This is a genomic window from Halorubrum sp. JWXQ-INN 858 (genome assembly GCF_009806985.1).
Taxonomy (GTDB): Archaea; Halobacteriota; Halobacteria; order Halobacteriales; family Haloferacaceae; genus Halorubrum.
On sequence record NZ_WUAX01000001.1, the window covers coordinates 26,565 to 45,664 of the forward strand.

A 19,100-nucleotide genomic window follows, 5' to 3' on the forward strand; every position below is an offset into this window, starting at 1 on the left:
GGTTCGGGACGATGGATGTCCACCGGTTCGGGACGGCGGACACTCGCCGGTTCCGGGTGCGGAAGCCGACCCGCCCCGTCAGCGGTCGAGGTACTCGCCCTGCACCGCGACCACCTCGGCGGAGTCCTCGCAGGCGGCGTACCGCCGGAGCGGCTCCTCGTTGAGTTCGAGGAACGTCTCCCCCCAGGTGAACTTCGCCATGACCCGCTCGGCGTGTTCGGGCTCGCCGAGGATCACGAGCGCGGCCGCGAACGCCTCGACGGTCGTCAGCCGCATCGGCCGGCCGAAGTTCACGGGGTTGCCGGCGACGAGGTACGGAAGCGCGCGGTGCTCGCCCGGCAGCGAGAACCGCTTCTCGCCCGCCGACTCCCACGAGCAGTCCAACGCGACGAGCGCCCCCTCGCGCGCGACGTCGGCGTCCGCGGGCGACAGCGCTCGCTCGGCGTGCGGGTTCAACACGACGCCGTACGGCGTCGCCCGGTCCGAACGGTGCAGCGTCGCGAGGTCGAACCGGGCGAGCTTGCGGGCCGTACACTTGGCGGGGTCGTCGTCGCCCTCGTACCGGACGTGAAGGTCCACGCCGGTCGTTGGCCGGACTCGCTTATAGGTGGCTCGGAGGGGCCGACGGGGTGCTTAAATAGGTGGATCGGAAGGGAGGGCCACGACAAAGGCGATAACACGCCCCGACGCAAGCGACGAACGGCGGTCGAGGCGTCGACCCGTCCAGGCGTCGATCCGTCCGTTGGATCGCGCACCGGTCCGGTGTTTAAAAGCGAGAAGGGACGCTCCTCGATCCCTTAAAAGATGTTCGCCTGTCGGTACACCGAGATCCCGGTGTCGGTGATCTCGTACGGCTTGGTCTCGCGGGAGTGGTTCGCGTCGCGGATCTTCTGGATCTCGATGGCGAGTCGCGTCTCGCGGAAGTCCGACGGCCGGACGTACTGTAACACGAACACAGCGTCGGTGAGGTACTCGACGATCCCGTGTCTGGAGGCGTACGCGTTCTCCTCGCTGGCCTCCGAGGTCAACAGCGTCGTCACCCCGGACTGCTTGAGCGATCGGGTGAAGTCGAACACTTCCGAGCGGCGCTTCGAGGGATGGTCGTACATCATCTCCAGCAGCGAGACGGAGTCGAGCACGAGCCGCTCCGCGCCGAAGTCCGTGATGAGCCGGACGAGGTCGTTACGGATCGACGACAGCGAGTTCGCCATCTCGATCGGGTCCAGCTCGAGGACCGCGATCCGGCCGTCCGACACGTACTCCCGGAAGGGCCACCCCTTCTCCTCGGCGGTTTCGATCATCGATTCCCGACTCTGTTCCAAGGAGATGTACACCGCCTTCTCGCCCGACTGCGCCCCCTCGTTGAGGAACTGCAGCCCGAACGTCGTCTTCCCCGTCCCCGCCGAGCCGATGACCGACAGCAACGAACTGGTCGGAACGCCGCCGAGGATCATCTCGTCGAGCCCCGCGATCCCGACGTCGATCCGCTCGATGTCCGATTCGAACTCCGCCTCCTCGTCGAACCCCACGGGCGGGTCGTCAACGGGGCCGTCGAAGTCGGCGAACCCGAAGCCGTCGCCGTCTCCCCCGAACGGGTCCTCCCCCTCGGTAGCGCCCCCACCACCGAACGGGTCCTCGCCTTCACCGGCGCGTCCACCACCGAACGGGTCCTCGCCTTCACCGGCGCGTCCACCACCGAACGGATCGTCCGTATCGGCGGCGTTCCTCGTCGTCCCGGAGGGATCCGCGTCGGTCGGCCCTCGATCGGACCGGTCCGAGTCGTCGTCGGCCGTCTCGTCGTCGGCCCGATCGTTTCCGGTCCGATCGTTTCCGGTCCGATCGTTTCCGGTCCGATCGTCGGCGTCCGGGTCGCCGCCGTGTCGGACCCCGCCGAACGGATCCGGTTCCGGATCCGGATCGCGGGTGTCGTCCTCGACGGCCGTGTCGCTCTCCGCGGGAACGGGGGCGTCCGGGCCCCGGTCTTCGGAGCCGCCATCGCGGTCGCTCCCGGCCGCGTCCTCGTTCTTCCCGTCCTCCTCGTCGAGCTCGCGGAGCGCTCGCTCGAACCAGTCGTCGTCGCCGTCGGTCATCGTTCCCGGCGACCCTGCGGGGTCGTCATGTCGCGGGCAAGGCGGGCCGACGGCTTGAACCTTTCCAGGCCGCGACGGCGGCCACACCCGACCCCTTTTGCCGGTCGATAGCGTTGGTCCTCCCGTGAACGAGACCGTTCTCGTCCCCGGCGGGCGCGACGTGCGGGCGACGCTCGACCGCGCGCGAACCGAAACGGGAGGCGTCGACGCCGACGCGGTCGTCGTCGCCTGCCCGCCACACCCACAGCAGCGCGGCCACCGCGGCGACGAGCGGCTCGTCGCGGTGAGCGACGCGCTCGTCGACCGCGGCATCGACTGTCTCCGGTTCGACTACGGTCCGTGGGACGACGGCTACGGGGAGTGTACGGACGCCGACAACGCGGTCGGCTGGGCGCTCGAACGGTACGACCGGGTCGGGCTGTTCGGCTTCTCCTTCGGCGGCTGCGTGGCGCTGGTGACGGCGGCGATCCGCCCGGAGTTGGCGGCCGTCTGCTCGCTGGCCCCGGCCGCCCGGCTGAATCCCGACGCCGACGCGGTCGACGCGCTCGACCGGCTCCGCGTCCCCGCCCGCGTCGTCTACGGCACCCGCGATACGACCGCGGACTGGCGGCCGGTCGTCGAACGAGCCCGCGAGCGGGGCGTCGAAACGGTCGGGATCGAGGCGGACCACTTCTTCGTCGGGCGCGCGGGCGACGTCGCCGCCGAGGCGGTCGGCTTCCTCGCCCCGCGGCTCCGGGACGGAAACGAGGGCGGGGACTGAAAAACGGACAGGTGAGAGAGACGGGAGGATAAGGTGGGAGGAGGGGGACGGGAGGATAAGGTGGGAGGAGAGGGACGGGGGGTGATCCGCCCGCGTCAGTCGTCGCCGAGGTCGCGCGCGATCAGCTCGCCCCACGGCTCGAAGCCGTGTCGGTTATAAAAGGCTCGCGCGCGGCCGTTGTCCGGGTCGACGTCGAGGAGGATCCGGTCGAGCGGGAGGTCCTGGTCGACCGCCAGCGCGAGGGCGGCGTCCATCAGGTCGTCGGCCACGCCCGTCCCGCGGTGGTCGGGAGCGACGTACACCTCGTTTATCACCGCCGCGTCCCAGATCATCGCGAGCCGCTCCGGGAGACAGAAGACGTAGCCGACGACCGCCCCGCCATCGATCGCCACCGTCACGCAGCGCTCGTCGCCGTCGACACACCGGTCCACCCACGCGAGCCATCGCTCGCGGTAGGCGTCGGTGAGCTTCCCCTCGTACGTCTCGGCCTTGGCGTCGCCGCCGGTTCCCGCTCCGAGCCCGCGCTCGAACGCGAGCTTACAGTCGTACAGTCCGTCGGCGTCCGTCGCCGGGTCGTACGGTCGTGTCTCCATACGCCACGTCCGACGGCCCGCGAAGTAGCGGTTACGCTTCCCCGTCGTCGAGGACGAACTCGGCGAGCGTCGGGACGAACGTGCCGATGTCGGTGACCATCCCGACCGCCTGTGCGGAGCCCCGATCGAGCAGCTGGGTGACCGTCGCCGGGTTGATGTCGACGCAGACGGTCTTCGTCGTCGACGGGAGGCAGTTCCCGACCGCGACGGAGTGAAGCAGCGTCGCGAGCATGAGCACGACGTCCGCCTCGTGTGCCTGCTCCCGGATGGCGTCCTGCGCCTCGACGGCGTCCGTGATCGTGTCGGGCAGCGGCCCGTCGTCGCGGATCGACCCCGCGAGGACGTACGGGACGTCGTTCTCGACGCACTGGTACATCACGCCCTCGGAGATCATGCCGTCCGCGACCGCCGCCTCGATCCCGCCGGCCCGGATGATCTCGGAGATCGTCCAGATGTGGTGTTTGTGTCCCTTCCGCGAGTGTTCGAGCGTCTCGACGTCCATCCCGAGCGACGTCCCGTACACGGCGCGCTCGAGGTCGTGGGTCGCGAAGCCGTTGCCCGCGGAGAGCGCGTCGACGTAGCCGGCCGCGACGAGGTCCGCGAGCGCGTCGCCCGCCCCCGAGTGGATCACCGCCGGCCCGGCGACGACCATCACGTTGCCGCCGTCCGCCTTCACCTCGCGGATCGCCGCGGCGACCTCGCGGATCGTCGACTCCGACGGGCGCTCCGAGGAGACGCCGCCCTGCATGAACCCGAACGCGCCGCCGCCGCTCCGCGGGCGCTCGGGCGGTTTCACACGGATCCCCGACTCGTCGGTCGCGACGAGGTCGCCCGCCTCGACCGCGTTGAGCACCTTCGTGTACGCCCGGGGGCCGCCGTCGGATCCGCCGGTCGGGTCGACGACCAGCGCGCAGTCCATCTCGATCCGCTCGACGTCGATCCACGTCCCCTCGTACAACACCTCGGTCGGGTGGTTGGTCGTCGAGTAGAAGCCGTGCGGGACGACGTTGTCGGCGGGCGCGGGGACGAGGTCGACGTCGGACGGGTTCTCCAGGACCGCCCCGTTCTGGTGGAGCTCGTGGAGGATCGCCTGTAGCGTCCCCGGGTCGTCGGCGAACACGGTCATCCGGCAGTACGACACCTCGTCCTCGTGGACGCCGACGTCGAACTGCGCGACCTCGAAGGAGCCGCCGAGGTCCATCACCGCGCCGAACGCGCGCTGCATCGTTCCGCTGTCGATGATGTGGCCCTCGAGCTCGACGGTGCGCGAGTGGTTCATACACCCACGTGACCGGGCGGGGGGAAACCGGTTTCCCCTCGCCGAGCGACGCCCGCCGTCTGCTCGCCATCCGCCTCCGGTCAGTCTGTCGTCCGCCCACCATCCGCCTGCCTGCCGTCCGCCCGCCGTCCGTCTGTCGTCCGCCCGCCATCCGTCCGTCGTTCACCCGCCGTCCGCCCGACGCCACCATTTAAAAAGACGGAACGCCGTCTACCCGTATGATCGACCGGCTGCTCGGCCGCGCCGAGCTCAAAGAGCGGATCGAGGAGCTCGAGGAGGCGAACCACCACCTCGAACGGCGGGCCGACGCGGAGGCCGAGCGGCGCTCGGACGCCGTCGCCGACCGCCAGGACGCCGAGGAGCGGGTGAACCGGCTGGAGGACCGCCTGGAGTCGCTGGAGGACCGCCTCGAACGCGCGACCGGCCACGAGGAGACCGTCGAGTTCCGCCGCGTGAGCGACGCCCGCGGCGACCGGCTCCGGGACGTGCTCGGTCGCCTCCGCGGGGTGGCGAGCGACGACCCCGAGGGGTTGCTCACCGCGTTCGTCCCGGGCGCGGACGCGGTCCCCGCGTCGATCGCCGACCGGCTCGGCGACCGGAGCCGGCTCGTCAGGCGGGCCGCGCCCGCGGTCGTCGTCGTCGACGACACGGAGGCCGTGAGCGCCGCGATCACGCCCGCACTCCCCCCCGCACCGTTCGACCGATGGGACGACCGGTTCCGGCTGCCGAACGAGTGGTTCCTGCCGACCGGCCGCTTCGCGTTCGCGCTCGTCCGCTCGGACACGTTCGCGCTCGGGACGTACGCGGACGACGAGCGCGTCGCCTTCGAGGGGTTCACCGCCGACGTGATGGGGGCCCACTCCAAGGGCGGCTTCTCGCAGGGGCGCTTCGAGCGCCGCCGCGAGGGGCAGATCGACGACCACCTCGGCGAGGTGCAGGCGGCCCTCGCGGCGGTCGCCGACGACGTCGATCGAACGATCGTCGTCGGGGAGCGGAGCGTCCTCGGCGACGTCCGCGAACACGCCGACCACACCGCCGTCTCCGACGCGACGGGCGCGCCGACCGAGGCCCTCGACGACGCGTTCCGCGACTTCTGGACGGCCCGGATCCACGCGATCTGAGCGGGCGCTCGGCGAGGAGATCCCGGCGCGTGGACGGTAAGCCGCAACAAAACGCGTACAATCCCGTATATACGCTTATTCCGTTCAGGGCAAACGGTAGCACGTCCGGGGCGTACCGAGACGGGAACCACATCGCTTCAGGGCGTTCGACAGATGGGAGACGAATCCAGCAGCGACGGCGGGGAACAGCACGACGACCGACCCGAGGGAGCCGAGCGTGGGGAGGAGGAGACGGCCGGTGAGGGTGCGGCCGATGAGAATACGGCCGATGAGGATGCAGCCGATGAGAATACCGCAGATAAGGATGCGGCCGACGAGAATGCGTCCGAGAGCGAAGCCGGACGTGAGGGGACCAGCGGAGCGGAGGGGGACGTCGACGAGGAGCGCAAGCAGCGCCAACTCGACGGGGCTCGGGAGGACTCCGCCGGTGAGAAGCTGACCACCGACCACGGCATCCCGCTCACCGACACGGAGGACTCCCTGAAAGCCGGCCAGCGCGGGCCGACGGTGATGGAGGACTTCCACTTCCGGGAGAAGATGACGCAGTTCGACCACGAGCGCATCCCGGAACGGGTCGTCCACGCGCGCGGAACGGGCGCTCACGGGTACTTCGAGCCGTACGAGGACCCCGACCTCGGCGGGTACGACGACGTCTCCGAGCTGACGAAGGCCGGCCTCTTCCAGGACCCGAACACACGGACGCCGGTGTTCGTTCGGTTCTCGACGGTCGTCGGCTTCCGGGGATCGGCGGACACCGTCCGCGACGTGCGTGGCTTCGCGACGAAGTTCTACACCGAGGAGGGGAACTGGGACCTCGTGGGCAACAACATGCCGGTGTTCTTCATTCAGGACGCCATCGAGTTCCCGGACCTCGTCCACGCCATCAAACCCGAGCCGGACACGGGGACGCCGCAGGCGGCGGCCGCCCACGACACGTTCTGGGACTTCGCCTCCCTCAAACCCGAGACCACGCACACGCTCATGTGGGTGCTGTCCGGTCGGGCGCTCCCCCGCGCGTACCGGATGATGCAGGGGTTCGGCGTCCACACCTTCCGGCTCGTGAACGACGCCGGGGAGGCGACGTTCGTCAAGTTCCACTGGACCCCGACGCTCGGGACGCACCAGCTCGTCTGGGACGAGGCTCAGGAGATCGCGGGGAAGAACCCGGACTTCAATCGGGCCGACCTCTACGACGTGATCGAGGCGGGGTACGAGCCGGAGTACGAACTCGGCGTCCAGGTCTTCGACGAAGCCGACGCCGACGCGTTCGATTTCGACGTGCTCGATCCGACGAAGCTCGTCCCCGAGACCGAGGTGCCCGTCAGACCCATCGGCCGAATGGTGCTCAACGGGACGCCCGACAACTTCTTCGCGGAGGTCGAACAGGTGGCGTTCCACCCCGGAAACGTGGTGTCGGGCATCGACGTCACGAACGACCCGCTGTTACAGGGACGGCTCTTCTCGTATCAGGACACCCAGATCAACCGGTTCAACAGCGCCAACTGGGACGAGCTCCCCATCAATCGCCCCCTCGCCGAGCGACACAACAACCAGCGTGACGGCTTCATGCGCCACGAGATCAACGAGGGGCCGGTGGCCTACAAGCCCAACTCCATCGCCGACGACCACCCCCGTGAGGCGTCCGAGGAGGAGGGCGGCTACGCCCACTTCGCGGAGACGGTCTCCGGCGAGAAGACCCGCGAGCGCAGCGATAGCTTCGACGACCACTTCACGCAGGCCCGGCTGTTCTGGAACTCCATGGCCGACCACGAGCGGCAGAACATCGTCGACGCCGCACGCTTCGAGCTCGGGAAGGTCAAGCGGATGGAGATCCGCGAGCGCACGGTGTACGACCTCTTCAACAACGTCGATCACGAGTTCGCCAAACGGGTCGCGGAGGGCATCGGCGTCGAGCCGCCGGCCGAGCCCGGCGACCTGATGCCGACACACGACCGGACCGACCCCTCGCTGAGCATGGCCAACCGGACGGCCGACACCATCGAGACGCGGACAGTCGCGGTCCTGCTCGAGGACGGCTACGACCACGAGGGGTTCGAGGCCGTCCGGTCGGAGCTGTCGGATCAGGGTGCCCGCGTGGACGCCGTCTCGACCGCCCTCGGCGACAGGGAGAGCGCGGGCGGCGACGCGGCGGCGACCGACGAGACGTACGCCACCACCGAATCGGTGCTGTACGACGCCGTGTTCGTCCCCGGCGGCGGTCGACACGCGGAGTCCCTTCTGGAGCAGGGGGCGGCCAAGCACTTCGTCGCCGAGGCGTTCACACACAAGAAGCCGATCGCGGCGCTCGGCGAGGGCGTCGATCTCCTGGAATCGATCGGGTTGCCCGACGTGGAGACCGCCGAAAACGAGGGAACCGTCAGCGACCTGGGCGTCGTCACCGGCCGCGGGGGTGACCTCGACGAGTTCGCGGCGGCGTTCGTCGACGCCATCGCTGCGCATCGGCACTGGGAGCGGGACCCGGAAGGGGTGTCGGCGTAGGTAATGGCGGCGGAGGCGGTGTCGGCGTAGGTAATGGCGGCGGAGGCGGTGTCGGCGTCGGTGGCGCCGGTGGAGGCGGTGTCGCGGAGAGGTGTTCCTGTGGTGGAACAGGCCGTTCTTGGGTTCGATCCCTCCGTCTCGAGGAAGACGCAGAACGGGGATAACAGGCCTGAAAACGTGGCAAGCCTAGGCCGGGATTTGAACCCGGGGTCTCGTCCTTACCAAGGACGCGCTTTACCGCTAAGCTACCCAGGCGCGCAGTCGTTCGTTGACCGGAGTCGACTTTAGGGGTTTCGATCCGGGGCGACACCGCTAGCGATCCGCACGGCGGCGACGGGACGGGGATGTCCGGGAGGCCGCCGCCGGGAGCACCGCCCGCTCATCGGTCCGTCGCGCTCACGGCGCGCTCGGAGATGTCGGCGATACGGTCGCCGGCCGTCTCGGGCAGGGCCCGTCCCGGCGGCGGAAACTCCCCGTCGTAGTCGGCGGCGAGCTCGCGGGCGTACGTCAACAGCTCGGCGGGCGGATCGCCGCCGACGGCGGTCGTGCCGGCGACGACGGCGAGCTCGAGCGCGTCGATCTCGAGGTTCCGGTCGAGCGCGGCGGCGTCGTCGGAGGTGGTCCCGTCGCGGTCGCGGAGCGTCTGGTCGCGGCCGAACGCGCGGACGACCTCGACCGCGGCGGCGGCGGCGTCCGTGTGTGCGAGCAGCGAGAACCCCCGCGAGACGAGTACGTCCGCGGCGAGGACCTCCATGTCGGCGTCGATGTCGGCCTCGTGGGTCGCGGCGGTCGCCCACGGCTCCTCGTGGGCGAGTCGGCGGGTGAGCCGAAGCCCCTCATAAATGAGCTGTACCCCGGCGGCCCGATCGACGACGTCGTCGAGGTCCACGTCCGGGTCGAGAGCGCGGGCGGTGACGAGCGAGAGGACACCGGGCGTCACCGCCGCGTCGACGAGGCGGTCGTCGATGGTGACGCGGAGCCGCTCGGGGTCGATGTCCACGAGCGCCCCGCGTGCGGCCTCACGCGCCCGCGCGGCATCGTCCATTATCGTTCGGTAGCGGCGGCAGGGGCAAAGACCTTTGGAAACGACGCCCATCGGAGCGCATGATCCGCACCCGCGGCGACGGCGACGTCCGTGTCGTCACCATCGACCGTCCCGACCGACGGAACGCCCTCCGGCCCCGCGAGCTGACCGCGCTCGAGTCGGCGATCGACGCCGCGCGCGAACCCGTGATCTACCTCCGCGGAGCCGGCGACGCCTTCTGTGCGGGGGCCGACCTCGACGTCGTCGCCTCGCTGTCGGACCCCGCCGGCTTCGCGCGCCACGGCCAACGCGTGGCGTCGGCGATCGAGTCGGCGGACGCCGTCGTCGTCTGCGGCGTCGACGGCGCGGCCCGCGGCGGGGGCGTCGAACTGGCGCTCGCCGCGGACGTCCGGGTGGCGACCCCCGAAGCGACGTTCGGCGAGCCCGGGGTCGCGCTCGGGCTGTTCGGCGCGTGGGGCGGGACGGTTCGGCTCCCACGAGTGATGCGCGAGGGGGACGCGCTGGATTTCGCGCTCTCCGGTCGCGTGTTGGACGCCGACGCCGCGCTTCGGACCGGGCTCGTCTCGCGGGTGGTCGACGACCCGCGTGGGGTCGCCGACGCGATCGCCGCGGGGGACGCCGCCGCCCTCCGAACGATCAAGCGACGGGTCCGCGACCGTGGCGCTGTGCGGAGCCAGGAGGCCGCCGAAGCCGACGCGTTCGCCGACCTGGTTCGGGCCCGTCAGGAACGCGATGACGACGACGCTTGAGCGTCGAGAAGGACGGTCGACGGCGGAGCGACGGCAGGACGACAGCGGAGCGACGGCAGGGTGATGACGAGGGAACGGCAGGACGACAGCGGATCGGCGGCGGGGTGATGACGAGAGAACGGAAGGACGACGGCGGATCGACGGCAGGGTGGTGGCGAGAGAACGGCAGGGTGACGGCGAGGCGACGGCGTCGTGGTCGGCCGAATGTGACAGGTTTAAGTGTCTCTCCGAAAGAGGAACGAATGCAGGAAGCGCACCGGTAGTGTAGTGGTATCACGCAACCTTGCCATGGTTGCAACCCGAGTTCAAATCTCGGCCGGTGCACTGTTCTTCGACGCCCACTCCCGAAGCGACGCGAGTCCGCGATGACCGACGGAACTGGCAACGGACGCCTTTAAAGGGTTGCCGACGAAAGAAACGTGACATGAGCGAGAACGTCTTCCTGATCCCCGTCGACCCCGAGAACTTCGATCGAACCGTCCGCTCCCCGGTCGACCTGACCGACTACGCGGACCGCCCGGAGCCGCTGGCCGACGACGACGAGGCGCGCCTGTGGGCCGTCGCCGACGACAGCGGCACCGGCTCGACCTTCGACCAGATGTCGGCCGACGACCTGCTCCTGTTCTACCACGACGACGAGTACGTGGGGACGGGACGCGTCGGGACGACGTTCGAGGACGCCGACCGCTGGGTCAGCGGGACGTTCTGGACCGCGTTCCCCGCGACGCGGATCTACACCGTCGAGTCGTTCACCCCCGTCTCGGTCCCCAAGCGCGGCGTCAACCGTATCTTCGACTACGCCGACACGTACACGCCGGGGCTCATGCGGGTCGCCGACTCGCGTGTCACCACGCAGGTCGGGTCGATCGAATCCGCGCTCGCGCGCTACTCCGAGCGAAACGCCTGAGACAGGTCGTTCGACACACCAGCATCCCGGCCGTTCACACACTGATCGGCCTCACGTACCAGCACATCGGCCGCTCGCTGCGCTACCCACCCCCGCGCGCCGACCGTCCCCGCTCACTCCTCGTCGCCGTCTTCTTCCCCCGCAGCGTCGAGCGCGTGCTCCGCGACCCCGTAGTACCCCGGTCCGTTCTCCTCGAGCGGCTCGGCGATCACGAGGTCGTCGCCGTTGACCAACACCCACGGCACCGCCCAGTCGATGAGCACCGCCTCCGTTCCGTCGTCGACGGGAGCGTCCGGGTCGAGTCCCTGGAGCAGGCGGGCGATCTCGGGGACCGTGTACAGCTGGTCGGGCTCGAACAGCTCCGCCGGCGTGTAGAAGTCGCACGGGAAGACCTCGTCGAACCGCGATCTCGGCTCGGGCATGGCCGGCGCTACGTCGGCGACCCCCGTAAACGCTATCGGTCGACGGCGGTCCCCCTGGACGCGACCGATCGGGGGCGCGACGGCGCCGGTGCGGTTGCTGACGCGGTCGCTGGTGTGATCGTTTGCGCAATCGTCGGTGCGGTCGCTGGCGCTCGCAGTCGCTGGTGGTCGCGGTCGTCGTCAAAAAAACGGGGTTCGACGCGTCCGAGTGGACGCTCGCTTACTCGAAGAGCTCGACGGCCTGCTCGTAGCGCGCGGACGGCTCCTCCCAGTCGACGACCTCGAAGAAGTTGTCCACGAACTCGCCGCGGGCCGGGCCGTAGTCGTGGTAGTAGGAGTGCTCCCAGACGTCCAGCGCGAGGATCGCGTGGCTGCCCCAGAGCGCGCCCTGGTCGTGCTTGTCGACCACGACGTTGCGGAGCTGGTTCGAGAAGCTGTCGTACACCAAGAGCGCCCAGCCGCCGGCCGCGGAGGCCGCCGCCTCGAACTCGCCCTTCCAGGCGTCGTACGAGCCGAAGTCCTCCTCGATCCGGTCGGCGAGCGCCCCCTCGGGCTCGTCGCCGCCCTCGGCGGACATGTTCTGCCAGAACAGGTCGTGGAGCACGTGGCCCGAACCGTTGTGGGTCACGTTCCGCAGCGCGCCGCCCGACGAGGAGAAGTCACCCTCCTCGCGGTTGGCCTCGAGGGTCTCCTCGGCGGCGTTCCAGCCGTTGACGTAGCCCTGATGGTGGGTGTCGTGGTGCCAGGTGAGCACCTGCTCGGAGATGTGGGGTTCCAGCGCGTCGTACTCGTACGGAAGCGGATCGAGTTCGTGGCTCATAAACGAATCACCTGTTCGTTTGATCGGTCGGATTCGTGTTAAAGATAATGCGTGTCGTGATATCACACGACACTGGACGTGACCGTTACCGGGATCGGCGAGTCACGAACGGTGGTGTTGCGGTTCGGCCCGAAAAACGACCGACTCCGCCCCCGTCGATGAGCCGCGCGCGCGCAACTCTTCGTAGCTACTCCGCGGTTACGTCGTGGAACGCGGTGGGACTGGGATTCGAACCCAGGAAGCCGTGAGGCTACCTGCTTTCAAGGCAGGCGCAATGGGCCGCTCTGCCATCCCACCCGGACGGTGACTTCCGATCCTCGTCCCCCTTTGCGGTTTCGAGCCTTCGACCCGAACCGAAGCCGAAACGACGTGGTTCCATTCCGGCTCGGTCGAACCGATTCGTCACGGCCCAGATCCGATCTCGTAGGGGATACAACCATGTCTAACCGCGATCGGGTTCAAAGTATCGTTGTGGACTACCCCACTCGGCCCTACTCGCTCACGGCTGACACCGTTCGCTCCGTGACGCGAGAGCTTCCAGTTCCTCCGACGGGGCGTGGTATCTCGACCCTCGGAAGGGTTATTCCGTGGAGGGCACTACGTTCGGTTGCAATGGCAAACGGAAAGGTTGATTTCTTCAACGACACTGGCGGCTACGGTTTCATTACGACTGACGACGACGCGGTTGACGACGACGAGGACGTGTTCTTCCACATGGAAGACGTCGGCGGCCCGGACCTCGAGGAGGGGCAGGAAGTCGAGTTCGACATCGAATCGTCCCCCAAGGGACCCCGCGCGACGAACCTCGTCCGCAACTAATCGCGACGTTCACCCGTCGCTCGTCGCGACGGTGATCGCGTTGTTTTTCCATTTTCACGCCCCGGAGCCGAAGGCCTGTAGCGATCCGGCACTCACGTCGCGCGGAGCGGACCCGCTCGCTCGACCGTCGTTTCCGACCGTCCGTCAGTCCCGAACGATCCGTTCCGCGCCGTCCTCGAAGACGACGTCGATCCCGTGGTCGTAAACGAACGCCGCGAGGTGGTCGGGGACGATCCGCTCGGCGGCGACCCGGGCGCGTAACAGGGGGATCACGTCGAGCAGGTCGTCGCCGGACTCGACCGACGGGAGCGACTCGACGAACTCGACGTCGAGGCCGGCGTCGCGTCCCCGGGTCGCCAGCGTCGCCACGCTCGGCGCGTCGAACGCCCCCGCGAAGTCGATCGGCTCGGTGAAGCCGGCGTAGTAGGTCCGGCCCCGCGACGACGGCCCGAGGACGACGCCGTTCGTCCGGAGCTTCATCGCCGCGGCGTCGATCACCCGCCGCGAGAGCAGCGAGGCGGCGGGAGTGACGACGGCGACCGAGTCGGCCCCCTCCTCGCGGAGGAGGTGCGTGACGGTGTTGCCCGCGCGGGCGTCGAACGACGAGCCGACCTGCGGCTCGAACCGAACGTCCTCGGTGCCGCCGAGGGTGTCGGCGACGACCGCACGCAGCGCCGCCTCGGGGCTCGTCTCCGTCCGGTGTGCCGCAGGGATGGCCCCCTCGTCCGGGTAGTTGACGAGCAGGTCCCCGCCCGAGCGGTCGACCGCGAGGACGACGTCGCGGAGGAGGGCTTCGTACAGGTCGGCGGCCTCCGCGGGCGACAGCGGAGTCGACTCGGCGAGTTCCGTCCCGACGAGCCCCTCACGGGGCGGGTCCGCAAGCAGCACGACGATGGTCATACCGGTACGTGGCGTCGGGGTTCCCTTGAAGTCGCCGCTTCGCGTCGAGGCCCCGCGGCTGTCGGATCGGCGGCCGGTCGGCAGCTCTTCGATCAGTGGCCGATCGGCCGGTCGGCAGCTCTTCGATCAGTGGCCGATCGGCCGGTCGGCAGCTCTTCGATCAGTGGCCGGTCGATCGGCGGCCCGCCGATCGGGCTACCGGTCGGTGGCTACTCCGCGAAGTCGCGCCGCATCGCGATCTCGAACCAGGGGCAGAGGCGGAGCTGTCGGTACAGCGCGGGGTTCTCGTGGAGGTGATCGTAGTCGACCCACAGCATCCCGCCGATCTCCTCGTCGTCGGGGTCGAGCGTCGTGTCCTCGAGGGTGACCTTCAACACCGCACAGACCTCCCACTCGACGCCCTCGTTGGGGTAGTAGCGTTTGTACTCGAACTTGTCCGTCACGCGGACGCCGTCGTACTGGTCGGGGGCGATCCCGAGCTCCTCCTGAAGCCGCTGTTTCGTGGCGTCCTTCTGGGACTGTCCCTCGACCGGGTGGGAGGCGACGGTGCCGTCCCAGTGGCCGTCCCACAGCCGCTTGGTCGGGGCGCGCTGGGCGAGGAGGATCCGTCCCTCGGCGTCGAAGACGAGGCAGGTGAACGCGCGGTGACGGATGCCGTCGCCGGTGTGGGCGTCGAGACGGTTGACGGTGCCCTGTTCGGTGTCGTCGGGGTCGACCGCGATGACGTCCTGGAGGGCGTTCTCGTGGTCGACCGCGTCGTCGGCTGCGTCGGCGCTTCCTGACGGGTCCGCGTCGGAGGCGTCGGCGTCCTCTGTGCTCATGCGGGATACGTCGTCGACGGGGGGTAATAAGCGTTCGATACGCGACCGTCGACGGTCCGGTTCCGACGGCCGGTCCGGCGGTTCCGGGTCCGAAGCTTCGACGCTCCCCGTCCGGCGTGCCGAACGCTCGGTCAGCCGAGCCGCTCGTCGAGGATGAGCCGCGTCTTCGTCGACTTCACCTCGTCCATCTCCCGCGCCTGCGTGATCAGTTCGTTGACCGCGCGGGTGTCGACGGCGTCGACGACGAGGACCACGTCGTCCTCGCCGGACACCTGCCAGACGAAGTCCACCTCCTCCCACTCGACCATCCGATCGCCGACCGCCGCGGTGTTGACGTTCATCTCCACGGAGATCTCGATCATCGCCTTCACGTTCCCCGTGCGCGTCGTCACCGTGAATCGCTCGATGACACCCTCATCGGTCATCCGGTCGACGCGATTGCGGACCGTCCCCTCCGAGGTGCCGACGCGGTCGGCGATCTCGGTGTAGGGGGTCCGGGCGTCCCGCCGGAGGATCGAAAGGATGCGGCGATCGAGGTCGTCCATACCGACGGATGCCGCTCCGACGACTTACCGGTTGCGAATATCGTAGCGTCGCTACGATCCGCGTCGTGATCGACGTGTCTCGGTCCGAGATCCGCAACCCGTTCGCGACGCGGATCGGAGACGGTGCGCGGCGATCGCGCCTACCGACCGCTCCGTCCCGGTCAGAACGGCCAGTCGCCGGCGACGCGCATCGGGGTTTCGAGGTCGTTCGCGCGGAGCTCCTCGGCGATCCCGTCGGGGTCGCGCGACGCGATCCGGTCGCCGTTGGCGAGGTGTTCGACCAGGCGGGTCACGTGGATCCCGTGTTCGCGGATCGCGCGCGGGTCCGTCTTGTCGAGCGTGTCGGCGAACGTGTGGCCGAAGCCCCGCCCGTCGCCGGTGTCGGATTGGATCTGGACGCCGGGGACGCCCCGCTGGACGAAGGGCCAGTGGTCGCTGTGGGTGTTGACGCCGGGGACGATCTGGACCGGGTGTCTGAGCGACCCAACGACGGATTCGGCGGCGTCGCGCATGCCGGGGAACCCGCAGGTCTTCGCTATCAGGTCGCGTGCGCGCCCCGCGCCGTCGCAGTTGACGACCGCGACGACGTCATCGAGGTCGTGTGCCGCCGCGTAGCGCTCGGAGCCGATGAGGCCGAGCTCCTCGGAGCCGAACCCGATCAGCGTGACCCGCCGATCGAGCTCGTCCTCCCGCTCGGCCAGCGCGCGGGCGACCTCGCTCAACACCGCCGTGCCGGAGGCGTTGTCGAGCGCCCCCTCGGAGATGTCGTGGCCGTCGACGTGGGCACAGACGATGACCTCCTCGTCGGTGTCGGGGCCGAGCGTCCCGACGGTGTTGCGCGACTCGCCGTCGCTCACCGTGACGTCGATCGAGACGTCGCCCGTCACGGTTCCCTCGCCGGCGTACATGGCGATCCGCTCGCCGGCCTCCTTGCTCACGCCGATCGCGGGGAGCGGCCCCATCACCTCGTCGGAGCCGCCGAGCGACCCGGTCGGGGGGAGACAGCCGGGGACGTGGTTCTGGAAGACGAACGCCTCCGCACCGCCCTCGTACGCGCGGTAGTACTTCTCACGCCGGTGCATCCAGCGGTCGTGGTGTTTCGGCACGTCCGAGCGCGCGACGACGATCTTCCCCTCCAGGTCGGCCCCCTCGAAGTCGTCGACCAACCCGTAGCCGAGGTGAACGATCTCGCCGGAGGCCTCGCCCGCCGGGCTTCCCGGCAGCGCGATGGCGTCGAACGACCGGTCCGTCGGTGCCGACAGCGACAGGCCGGCGTCGCCGCGTTCCCACTTCGGGATGTCGAACGGCTCCTCGTGGACGTCGCGGACGCCCACCGACTCGAACGTCTCCGCGACGCGCTCGTGACCCCGGCGTTCGCCGTCGCTCGCTCCGAGCCGGTTCCCGATCTCCGCTAAGTCGTACAACAGTTCCCAGCCGACGTCGGACGTAAACGTCCGTCCGATCCACTCGACGTCTTCGGACATTGGTACCACCTTCCAGTATAGACGTATAAACCCTACCGAAGCGGCTACCCGGACGGAGAATAATGGGGGGATATGAACGACATGCCGCCGCCGTCGGAGACGGGGGACGGAGCCGACGGCGACGATCGCTCGCGCGGGCGGAACCGGAGCCGCGGACGGAAGCGAACGCTACCCGGCGAGGGGATGGCGAAGGTGTCGCTCGGGATCTCCCTGCTGCTGGCCGTCGCGGGATTCCTCTACTTCTACCTCCAAGCGGACTACGTGACCGGGGTCGGCATTGCCGTCGTCTTCGTGCTCGGCGGCCTCTGGGAGTACCGCCGTCGCCGACAGGACGCGATCGCCGCCGACAGGTACGAGACCGACGCAAACGACCGTCGAAGCCGCTATCGGCGGTGAGCGGCGGCCGAACGGCGCTCGAGGAGGACGAAGCTCCCGATACCGACGGTCACCGCGAGTCCCCCGAGGATGATCACGTTCCCCGGCAGATACCCCTCGACCCCGACCGCGTACATGAGGACGCCCAGCGGGATCAACGTGGACCCGCCGAACACCGCCAGCTGCGGCACGCTCCGTGTCATGTGTGATCAACGGTCGAAGACGTATTAACTCGTCCCCCCGGTCGCGGCCGGCGACGACGGACCGCGGTCGTCGCCCAACGCGAACGACACCGCTAACACCCGTCGGCCGCGACACGCACGCATGACAGACGACTTCGACTTCGATTCCCTCGTCGACGCGGTCGATCGCTTCGCCGATCGAGTCGACCGCCGCGAGGAGGTCGCGTACGCGGAGATCGGCGGCCGAACGCGGACGGGCGCCCGTGTCGTGGTGACCGGCGACGGCTCGGTCAGGTCGGCCACGCCGCTGTCGGGGCTCGTCCTCGGCTGCCGGGTGTTCGCCCACGGACACGCCGACTATCGGGCGATCACGAGCGCGACGGCCGACGCGATGGACGACGTGCTCGACCGCGCGCTCCGGACGTGTAAACACACCGCGAACGACGACACGGCCGTCTACGATCCGGTCGCGGTCCACCGAGACGTCCACGACGGGTGGGCCGCTTCCGACGGCGGCCTCGACGCGCTTACCCCCGACGCCGTCGCCGACGAGATCGGTCCGGCGGTCACCGGCGCGCTCGACGGCGCGACCTTCGAACGGGCGCGCGTCACCTACGAAGGCGGTCGCCTCGTCGACGTCACGACGACGACGACGGGATCGACCGTCCGGACGACCCGCGACCGCGCGAGCGTCTCCGCCACGCTCGTCGGCGAGACGACGGTCACCGACCACGTCGGCAGCTGTACCGGCCACGAGCTCCTCGAGGGGCTCCAGAGTCGGATCGAACGGCTCCGTCGCCGGGCCGAGCGGCAGTGGGCCCTCCCGGTCGCCGGCGACGCTGCCGCTCCCGCCGACCCCCCGGACGGCTCCGTGGACGCGTACCTCGGGCCGCTCGCGGCGGCGCGAGTCTTCCACGCGGTCAGTCGGTACCTGGAGGCGGACACGGCGCTCGCGGGCTCGGCCCCGTTCGCGCCCGGCGACCGCCTCGGCCCGGACGACCTGACGATCGTCGACGAGGTTGGCGCGGGCTCGTGGGGCTCAGTGGCCTACGACGCCGCCGCGCGCCCGACGAGCCCCGTTCGGCTGGTCGCCGACGGCCGCGTCCGTGGGCGGCTCCACGACGCGACGACCGCCGCCGCGTTCGATGCGACCCCCTCGGGGAACCTCGTCCGCGCCGTCTCGACGGAGGACGCGCCGCGGATCGCCGCGCGCCACCTCCGCGTCGAGCCCGGCTCCCACGGGACGGCGGCGCTCCGGGACGAGGCCGACGTCGAACTGACACGCCTCGGTGAGCCGACGTTCGAGAACGAGGCCACCCGGACGAAACGCGAGAGTCGGCGGCCGCCGTACGGGACGTACGCACGGCGCGCTGCCGAACAGACGCCGGACGCGTTCGCCGACGAGCCGACCGATCAGCTCCTTCGCTTCCCGGTCGAGGACGGCGTCGTCCTCGCGGGCGGCGACCGTGTCGCGCGTTTCGAGGGACGTGACCTCCTCGTCGACCCGACCGCGCTCGCCGACGCGCTTCTCGGTTCCCGGACCGACACGCTCACCGGCACCACGGAGAAACACGGGTCGCGCCTCCCGCTGACGGCCACGGCCCCGGAGACGCGGCTGGACGGCGTCGAACTGGGCGGCGGCGAACCGAACGGGTCGAACTGAACCGAGATCACGAAACGGATCGACCG

At 69.6% G+C, this 19,100-nt stretch carries 20 protein-coding genes and 3 tRNA genes; 9 read left to right on the forward strand and 14 right to left on the reverse strand.

The window, feature by feature from the left end; genetic code table 11:
• Positions 1-78: 78 nt before the first annotated feature.
• Positions 79-579, reverse strand: coding sequence for a DUF367 family protein (locus GRS48_RS00125; RefSeq protein WP_321168210.1), 501 nt, complete (start codon positions 577-579; stop codon positions 79-81).
• 218 nt (positions 580-797) lie between these two features.
• Complete coding sequence (locus GRS48_RS00130; protein ID WP_159482929.1) at positions 798-2,090, reverse strand: KaiC domain-containing protein; 1,293 nt, start codon at positions 2,088-2,090, stop codon at positions 798-800.
• 124 nt (positions 2,091-2,214) lie between these two features.
• On the opposite strand from GRS48_RS00130, the gene GRS48_RS00135 reads away from it, so the two are divergent.
• Complete coding sequence (locus GRS48_RS00135) at positions 2,215-2,850, forward strand: alpha/beta hydrolase (protein WP_321168211.1); 636 nt, start codon at positions 2,215-2,217, stop codon at positions 2,848-2,850.
• 95 nt (positions 2,851-2,945) lie between these two features.
• Here the strand turns inward: GRS48_RS00135 and GRS48_RS00140 are convergent, their stop codons facing one another.
• Both GRS48_RS00140 and GRS48_RS00145 read right to left on the reverse strand, forming a co-directional pair.
• On the reverse strand, positions 2,946-3,443 hold the full coding sequence (locus tag GRS48_RS00140; RefSeq protein ID WP_159482931.1) for a GNAT family N-acetyltransferase: 498 nt from the start codon (positions 3,441-3,443) through the stop codon (positions 2,946-2,948).
• A gap of 31 nt (positions 3,444-3,474) precedes the next feature.
• Positions 3,475-4,722 carry a TIGR00300 family protein gene (locus GRS48_RS00145; protein WP_159482932.1) on the reverse strand — a complete coding sequence of 416 codons (1,248 nt, stop codon included), beginning with the start codon at positions 4,720-4,722 and terminating at the stop codon, positions 3,475-3,477.
• Positions 4,723-4,940: 218 nt separating this feature from the next.
• Here GRS48_RS00145 and GRS48_RS00150 point away from each other — a divergent pair, with 218 nt between their 5' ends.
• Positions 4,941-5,843, forward strand: coding sequence for a Vms1/Ankzf1 family peptidyl-tRNA hydrolase (locus tag GRS48_RS00150; protein WP_159482933.1), 903 nt, complete (start codon positions 4,941-4,943; stop codon positions 5,841-5,843).
• Between the two features lie 153 nt (positions 5,844-5,996).
• Positions 5,997-8,342, forward strand: coding sequence for a catalase (locus GRS48_RS00155; protein WP_159482934.1), 2,346 nt, complete (start codon positions 5,997-5,999; stop codon positions 8,340-8,342).
• A 183-nt stretch (positions 8,343-8,525) separates the two neighbouring features.
• On the opposite strand, the gene GRS48_RS00165 is transcribed toward GRS48_RS00155, so the two are convergent.
• Positions 8,526-8,597: transfer RNA gene (locus GRS48_RS00165), tRNA-Thr, on the reverse strand.
• Positions 8,598-8,721: 124 nt separating this feature from the next.
• Positions 8,722-9,387 (reverse strand): hypothetical protein, encoded by a 666-nt coding sequence (locus GRS48_RS00170; RefSeq protein ID WP_159482935.1) that lies wholly within the window; start codon positions 9,385-9,387, stop codon positions 8,722-8,724.
• 59 nt (positions 9,388-9,446) lie between these two features.
• Between GRS48_RS00170 and GRS48_RS00175 the strand changes: the two genes are divergently transcribed.
• The 3 genes from GRS48_RS00175 (at position 9,447) to GRS48_RS00185 (ending at position 11,043) form a co-directional block, all read left to right on the forward strand.
• Positions 9,447-10,136 (forward strand): enoyl-CoA hydratase/isomerase family protein, encoded by a 690-nt coding sequence (locus tag GRS48_RS00175; protein WP_159482936.1) that lies wholly within the window; start codon positions 9,447-9,449, stop codon positions 10,134-10,136.
• A gap of 253 nt (positions 10,137-10,389) precedes the next feature.
• A tRNA-Gly gene (locus tag GRS48_RS00180) sits at positions 10,390-10,460 on the forward strand.
• Between the two features lie 100 nt (positions 10,461-10,560).
• Complete coding sequence (locus tag GRS48_RS00185; RefSeq protein ID WP_159482937.1) at positions 10,561-11,043, forward strand: hypothetical protein; 483 nt, start codon at positions 10,561-10,563, stop codon at positions 11,041-11,043.
• Positions 11,044-11,156: 113 nt separating this feature from the next.
• On the opposite strand, the gene GRS48_RS00190 is transcribed toward GRS48_RS00185, so the two are convergent.
• The 3 genes from GRS48_RS00190 to GRS48_RS00200 form a co-directional block, all read right to left on the reverse strand.
• A complete protein-coding gene (locus GRS48_RS00190) occupies positions 11,157-11,465 on the reverse strand; it encodes a DUF5827 family protein (protein WP_159482938.1) in 309 nt (102 codons plus the stop codon).
• A 220-nt stretch (positions 11,466-11,685) separates the two neighbouring features.
• Positions 11,686-12,285, reverse strand: coding sequence for a superoxide dismutase (gene sod / locus GRS48_RS00195; RefSeq protein ID WP_159482939.1), 600 nt, complete (start codon positions 12,283-12,285; stop codon positions 11,686-11,688).
• Between the two features lie 213 nt (positions 12,286-12,498).
• Positions 12,499-12,582 (reverse strand) — tRNA-Ser (locus GRS48_RS00200).
• A 315-nt stretch (positions 12,583-12,897) separates the two neighbouring features.
• On the opposite strand from GRS48_RS00200, the gene GRS48_RS00205 reads away from it, so the two are divergent.
• Positions 12,898-13,104: a cold-shock protein gene (locus GRS48_RS00205; protein WP_159482940.1), complete on the forward strand. Its 207-nt coding sequence runs from the start codon at positions 12,898-12,900 to the stop codon at positions 13,102-13,104.
• A gap of 144 nt (positions 13,105-13,248) precedes the next feature.
• On the opposite strand, the gene GRS48_RS00210 is transcribed toward GRS48_RS00205, so the two are convergent.
• The 4 genes from GRS48_RS00210 to GRS48_RS00225 form a co-directional block, all read right to left on the reverse strand.
• Positions 13,249-14,004, reverse strand: a complete 756-nt coding sequence (locus GRS48_RS00210; protein WP_159482941.1) for a DUF2064 domain-containing protein — start codon at positions 14,002-14,004, stop codon at positions 13,249-13,251.
• 209 nt (positions 14,005-14,213) lie between these two features.
• A complete protein-coding gene (gene idi, locus GRS48_RS00215) occupies positions 14,214-14,825 on the reverse strand; it encodes an isopentenyl-diphosphate Delta-isomerase (RefSeq protein ID WP_159482942.1) in 612 nt (203 codons plus the stop codon).
• A 131-nt stretch (positions 14,826-14,956) separates the two neighbouring features.
• Entirely contained in the window at positions 14,957-15,370 is a 414-nt protein-coding gene (locus tag GRS48_RS00220; protein WP_159482943.1) for an Lrp/AsnC family transcriptional regulator, read from the reverse strand.
• A gap of 161 nt (positions 15,371-15,531) precedes the next feature.
• Positions 15,532-16,854, reverse strand: coding sequence for a M28 family peptidase (locus tag GRS48_RS00225; protein ID WP_159482944.1), 1,323 nt, complete (start codon positions 16,852-16,854; stop codon positions 15,532-15,534).
• 72 nt (positions 16,855-16,926) lie between these two features.
• Here GRS48_RS00225 and GRS48_RS00230 point away from each other — a divergent pair, with 72 nt between their 5' ends.
• On the forward strand, positions 16,927-17,250 hold the full coding sequence (locus tag GRS48_RS00230; protein ID WP_159482945.1) for a hypothetical protein: 324 nt from the start codon (positions 16,927-16,929) through the stop codon (positions 17,248-17,250).
• Here GRS48_RS00230 and GRS48_RS00235 read toward each other — a convergent pair.
• Positions 17,238-17,432 carry a hypothetical protein gene (locus GRS48_RS00235; RefSeq protein WP_159482946.1) on the reverse strand — a complete coding sequence of 65 codons (195 nt, stop codon included), beginning with the start codon at positions 17,430-17,432 and terminating at the stop codon, positions 17,238-17,240. The two genes, GRS48_RS00230 and GRS48_RS00235, sit on opposite strands and share 13 nt — an antisense overlap.
• 121 nt (positions 17,433-17,553) lie before the next feature.
• Here GRS48_RS00235 and GRS48_RS00240 point away from each other — a divergent pair, with 121 nt between their 5' ends.
• Positions 17,554-19,074, forward strand: coding sequence for a metallopeptidase TldD-related protein (locus GRS48_RS00240; RefSeq protein ID WP_159482947.1), 1,521 nt, complete (start codon positions 17,554-17,556; stop codon positions 19,072-19,074).
• Positions 19,075-19,100 lie beyond the last annotated feature (26 nt).

Excerpts from the sequence above, each read along its gene's own strand:
- GRS48_RS00130 (WP_159482929.1), bottom strand. The coding sequence starts at position 2,090 with ATGACCGACGGCGACGACGACTGGTTCGAGCGAGCGCTCCGCGAGCTC.
- GRS48_RS00140 (WP_159482931.1), bottom strand. The coding sequence starts at position 3,443 with ATGGAGACACGACCGTACGACCCGGCGACGGACGCCGACGGACTGTAC.
- GRS48_RS00145 (WP_159482932.1), bottom strand. The coding sequence starts at position 4,722 with ATGAACCACTCGCGCACCGTCGAGCTCGAGGGCCACATCATCGACAGC.
- GRS48_RS00150 (WP_159482933.1), top strand. The coding sequence starts at position 4,941 with ATGATCGACCGGCTGCTCGGCCGCGCCGAGCTCAAAGAGCGGATCGAG.
- GRS48_RS00155 (WP_159482934.1), top strand. The coding sequence starts at position 5,997 with ATGGGAGACGAATCCAGCAGCGACGGCGGGGAACAGCACGACGACCGA.
- GRS48_RS00170 (WP_159482935.1), bottom strand. The coding sequence starts at position 9,387 with ATGGACGATGCCGCGCGGGCGCGTGAGGCCGCACGCGGGGCGCTCGTG.
- GRS48_RS00175 (WP_159482936.1), top strand. The coding sequence starts at position 9,447 with ATGATCCGCACCCGCGGCGACGGCGACGTCCGTGTCGTCACCATCGAC.
- GRS48_RS00185 (WP_159482937.1), top strand. The coding sequence starts at position 10,561 with ATGAGCGAGAACGTCTTCCTGATCCCCGTCGACCCCGAGAACTTCGAT.
- GRS48_RS00190 (WP_159482938.1), bottom strand. The coding sequence starts at position 11,465 with ATGCCCGAGCCGAGATCGCGGTTCGACGAGGTCTTCCCGTGCGACTTC.
- sod (WP_159482939.1), bottom strand. The coding sequence starts at position 12,285 with ATGAGCCACGAACTCGATCCGCTTCCGTACGAGTACGACGCGCTGGAA.
- GRS48_RS00205 (WP_159482940.1), top strand. The coding sequence starts at position 12,898 with ATGGCAAACGGAAAGGTTGATTTCTTCAACGACACTGGCGGCTACGGT.
- GRS48_RS00210 (WP_159482941.1), bottom strand. The coding sequence starts at position 14,004 with ATGACCATCGTCGTGCTGCTTGCGGACCCGCCCCGTGAGGGGCTCGTC.
- idi (WP_159482942.1), bottom strand. The coding sequence starts at position 14,825 with ATGAGCACAGAGGACGCCGACGCCTCCGACGCGGACCCGTCAGGAAGC.
- GRS48_RS00220 (WP_159482943.1), bottom strand. The coding sequence starts at position 15,370 with ATGGACGACCTCGATCGCCGCATCCTTTCGATCCTCCGGCGGGACGCC.
- GRS48_RS00225 (WP_159482944.1), bottom strand. The coding sequence starts at position 16,854 with ATGTCCGAAGACGTCGAGTGGATCGGACGGACGTTTACGTCCGACGTC.
- GRS48_RS00230 (WP_159482945.1), top strand. The coding sequence starts at position 16,927 with ATGAACGACATGCCGCCGCCGTCGGAGACGGGGGACGGAGCCGACGGC.
- GRS48_RS00235 (WP_159482946.1), bottom strand. The coding sequence starts at position 17,432 with ATGACACGGAGCGTGCCGCAGCTGGCGGTGTTCGGCGGGTCCACGTTG.
- GRS48_RS00240 (WP_159482947.1), top strand. The coding sequence starts at position 17,554 with ATGACAGACGACTTCGACTTCGATTCCCTCGTCGACGCGGTCGATCGC.